The sequence below is a fragment of the Streptomyces phytophilus genome (genome assembly GCF_013870535.1).
Lineage (GTDB): Bacteria > Actinomycetota > Actinomycetes > Streptomycetales > Streptomycetaceae > Streptomyces > Streptomyces phytophilus.
On record NZ_JACBXC010000633.1, the window covers coordinates 1 to 3,472 of the forward strand.

Sequence of the window (3,472 nt, forward strand, 5' to 3'; positions counted from 1 at the left end):
GGCCGTGGCGAGACGTCTCAAGGGGTCCCCCTCGGGGAGATCGGTGGGTCGTTCGCGCCTGCATCGAAGCACCGGCCCCCGAAAGCGGGCGTAAACTCACCGGCCCGTACCGCCGTGCCGGCCGCACCGAGGGACGCGTCAGTCCGCGGCAGCCGCGAGGCGGTGCGCGAGATCGGTCAGCTCGGCCTGGCGCAGCACCCGTTCGCCGAACCCCGGCAGGGGGACGTGCAGGGGTTCGGTCCAGCGGGCGGGGATGGCGTCGAGTCCGTGGTACGCACCCGCGAGACCTCCGGTGACCGCGGCGACGGTGTCCGTGTCGCCGCCCAGGTCGATCGCCGCGCGAACGGCGTCCTCGAAGGTCGTCGTGGTGCGCAGAGCCCAGACCGCCGACCCCAGGCAGGGCCAGACGGCGCCGTTGAACTCGGTTGCCCGCTCGGGGTGCCAGTCGGCGGCGAGGACTGTCGCGTATCGCTCGCGGTGGTCGGGATGGACGAGATCCACGACCTCCGGAAGGGCGCCGAGGGGGTCGGCGCCGGCCATGCCGAGGCGCACGAGTTCGTGGAACACGGCGGTGCCCTCCCACGCGGCGCGGTCGCCGTGGGTGAGGGCGGCGATGCGCCGGGCGGCGGCCATCGTGGCCGGCCGGCCGGCGCGCGCGAAGTAGACCGCGGACGTCGACGCCCTCATCAAGGAGCCGTTGCCGGCCGCTCGCCGGTTGACCTCGAAGTGGGTCGCGGCGGCCCGGTCCCATGGCATGCCGTTCGTCAGCACGTCCTCGGTCTGCAGGCCGATGTCCTTGGGGCCGGCCGCCGCCCACCGCTGAAGCGGGCGTAGATGTCCGGCAGGTCCGGTCCGCCCCGCTCCAGCAGCGACTCCCCGACGAGAACGGCCATCTGCGTGTCGTCCGTCGCTTCGCCCGGATCCCAGCCGCCGCCTCCGCACATCTCGGCACCGCTCCCGGGCTCCGGGAAGCGGGCGGAGAAGGCACCGGCGGGACCGAACTCGAACGGGGCTCCCAGCGCGTCGCCCACCGCCGAGCCGACGACCGTCGCGAGGGCTCGCTCCATACGCTTCATCCGCGCAGGCTACCGGCGCCGCACGGCAGCCGCGCGGGCCTTCCCCGCCAGGCCGGCCGGGCGCCCGGGACGCTTGCCGTGCCGGGGACGTTGTCAGCGGCCCGTGCCAGACTGCCCCGTGAGCAGCGCCCGAACGGGCGTCCGTTGCCGCGAGGGGGCGCGATGGGTCTGGAGATCGAGGGGCGGCCGTCGGACTCGCCGTACGTGTCGTACGTCTGGAGCAGCCGCAGCGACGGCGTCGACCGGATGACGGCGGTCGCGTCGACCGGCTGCGGCCTGGTGTTCTGGGAGTCGCCCGACGGGTTCTTCGCCGCGGTCGCGGGCCCCGAGTCGCGGGCGAGCACGGCGCCGGTGCCCGAGGAGTCCGCGTTCTTCGGCATCAGCTTCGCGCTGGGCACCACGCTGACGCACCTGCCGGCGCCCCGGCTGGTCGACGACGGGGTGGACATACCCGACGCGACGCGCAGGTCTTTCTGGCTGAAGGGCTCCCACTGGCCGGTGCCGGGACCCGACGACGCCGAGGCGCTCGCCGAGCGGCTCGTACGCGCCGGCGTGCTCGTCCGCGACCCGCTCGTCGCCGACGTGATGCGCGGCGGCACGCCGGACGTCTCCGCACGCACCGTGCAGCGGCGCTTCCAGGCCGCGACCGGGTTCACGCACGGCACCGCCCGGCAGATCGAACGGGCGCGGCACGCCGCGGTCCTGCTCCGCGGGGGCGCGGCGGCCGGCGACGTCGTCCACCGCCTCGGCTACTACGACGAGCCCCATCTGGCCCGCGCGCTCACCCGCTTCATCGGCAGGACCGCCGGGCAGCTGCGGGACGGGCAGGGACTCGCGGAGCCGCTGTCGCTTCTGTACAAGACCTGACGGGCGGCGGCGACTAACGTCCCCGACGGATTGCAGCACTTCCGCCGACACCCGTTTCAGGAGCGCATCGTGAGAAAGATCATCGCCAGCCTGTTCATCTCCCTCGACGGCGTCGTGGAGGAGCCGGACCAGTGGCACATGTCCTACTTCGACGACGAGATGGGCGAGGCGGTGGGGGCGCTGATGTCCGACACCATGCTCTACGGCCGCACCACCTACGACGGCTTCGCGGAGGCGTGGCCGCAGCGGGAGGGCACCGACGACGAGGACGCCGGGTTCGCGAAGATCCTCGGTGACGCCCGCAAGATCGTGGTCACCCACGGCGAGGCCGACTGGTCCTGGCGCAACTCCGAGAAGCTCCAGGGCGACCTGGTCGGCGGGGTGACCGAACTCAAGAAGGAGTCCGGCGGGTTCGTCTCCATCGGCGGCTCGATCTCCGTGATCCGCCAACTGCTCGCACACGGGCTGCTGGACGAGCTGCACCTGCTGGTCCACCCGATCGCGGTGCGCAAGGGCGAGCGGCTCTTCGACGAGGGCGACACCAGGATCCCGCTGAAGCTGCTCTCTACGAAGGCGTTCGGCTCCGGCGTGCTGCACCTCGTCTACGGCCCGGCGGACTAGGGGCGTTCCGGCTCCTCGGGAGCGTCGGCGGCCGGGTCCTCGACCAGCGACTGCAGCGGCGGGCCCGCCACCGCGCAGTGCACGTGGCACGGCGGCCCCGCCTCGGGCTCCTTCGCCGAGCGGATCGTCAGCCAGGACAGCACGGCCCCGGCGGCGAGCAGCCCGGCGCAGACGAGCAGGGCGATGCGGAAGCCGTCGCCGAACGCCCCGGGGTCGCGGTAGTCGTCGCCGGAGAGCCCGGCGACCAGCGGGAGCGCGGCGACGGCGAGCAGGCCGGCGGCGCGGGCCACCGCGTTGTTGACGCCGGAGGCGATGCCGGAGTGCCGGTCCTCCACCGCACCGAGGACGGTGGCGGTGAGCGGGGCGACCGTCGTCGCCAGGCCGAAGCCGAAGAGGACGACGCCGGGCAGCACCTCCCGTACGTACGACACGTCGTCGCCGGGACCGCCGATGCGCAGCATCAGCAGCAGCCCGGCGGCGCAGATCGCCGGGCCGACGGTCATCGGGATGCGCGGCCCGATGCGCTCCGACAGCTTCCCGGACCGCTCGGAGAGCGCCAGCATGATGAGCGTCACCGGCAGCAGCGCGGAGCCCGCGGCGAGCGGGGAGTAGCCGGCGGCGATCTGCAGGTCGAGCACGAGGAAGAAGGTCACGCCGCCGAGGGCCGCGTAGACGACGAACGTCACCAGGTTCGCCGCGGTGAACTGGCGGGAGCCGAAGATCCCCGTGGGCAGCATCGGGTGGCTGCCGCGCCGCTGGACGACCACGAACGCCGCCAGCGCCGCCACCCCCGCACCGCTGGTCACGGCCAGCAGCACCGCGGAGACGCCTTTCTCGGGCGCGGCGATCAGCGCGTACGTCACGCCCGCCAGGCCCAGGGCGCCGAGCGCGGCGCCGGTCCAGTCGAA

Annotated in this window: 3 protein-coding genes and 1 pseudogene; 2 read left to right on the forward strand and 2 right to left on the reverse strand. The window is 73.8% G+C overall.

The genetic code is table 11. The annotated features are described in order from the left end of the window. Positions 1 to 138: 138 nt before the first annotated feature. Positions 139 to 1,076 (reverse strand): annotated as a pseudogene (locus H5J30_RS22640) (ADP-ribosylglycohydrolase family protein). Between the two features lie 162 nt (positions 1,077 to 1,238). Here H5J30_RS22640 and H5J30_RS22645 point away from each other — a divergent pair. Together H5J30_RS22645 and H5J30_RS22650 are read left to right on the forward strand one after the other, a co-directional pair. Continuing rightward, a complete protein-coding gene (locus H5J30_RS22645) occupies positions 1,239 to 1,943 on the forward strand; it encodes a helix-turn-helix domain-containing protein (RefSeq protein ID WP_181789224.1) in 705 nt (234 codons plus the stop codon). 69 nt (positions 1,944 to 2,012) lie between these two features. After that, positions 2,013 to 2,564 carry a dihydrofolate reductase family protein gene (locus H5J30_RS22650; RefSeq protein ID WP_181789225.1) on the forward strand — a complete coding sequence of 184 codons (552 nt, stop codon included), beginning with the start codon at positions 2,013 to 2,015 and terminating at the stop codon, positions 2,562 to 2,564. Here the strand turns inward: H5J30_RS22650 and H5J30_RS22655 are convergent. Continuing rightward, a partial coding sequence (locus H5J30_RS22655) for an MFS transporter (protein ID WP_181789226.1) occupies positions 2,561 to 3,472 on the reverse strand: 912 nt, incomplete at its 5' end. The two genes, H5J30_RS22650 and H5J30_RS22655, sit on opposite strands and share 4 nt — an antisense overlap.

What these genes read in the sequence shown, in the direction of transcription:
- H5J30_RS22645 (WP_181789224.1), top strand. Translation starts at nt 1,239, where the DNA reads ATGGGTCTGGAGATCGAGGGGCGGCCGTCGGACTCGCCGTACGTGTCG.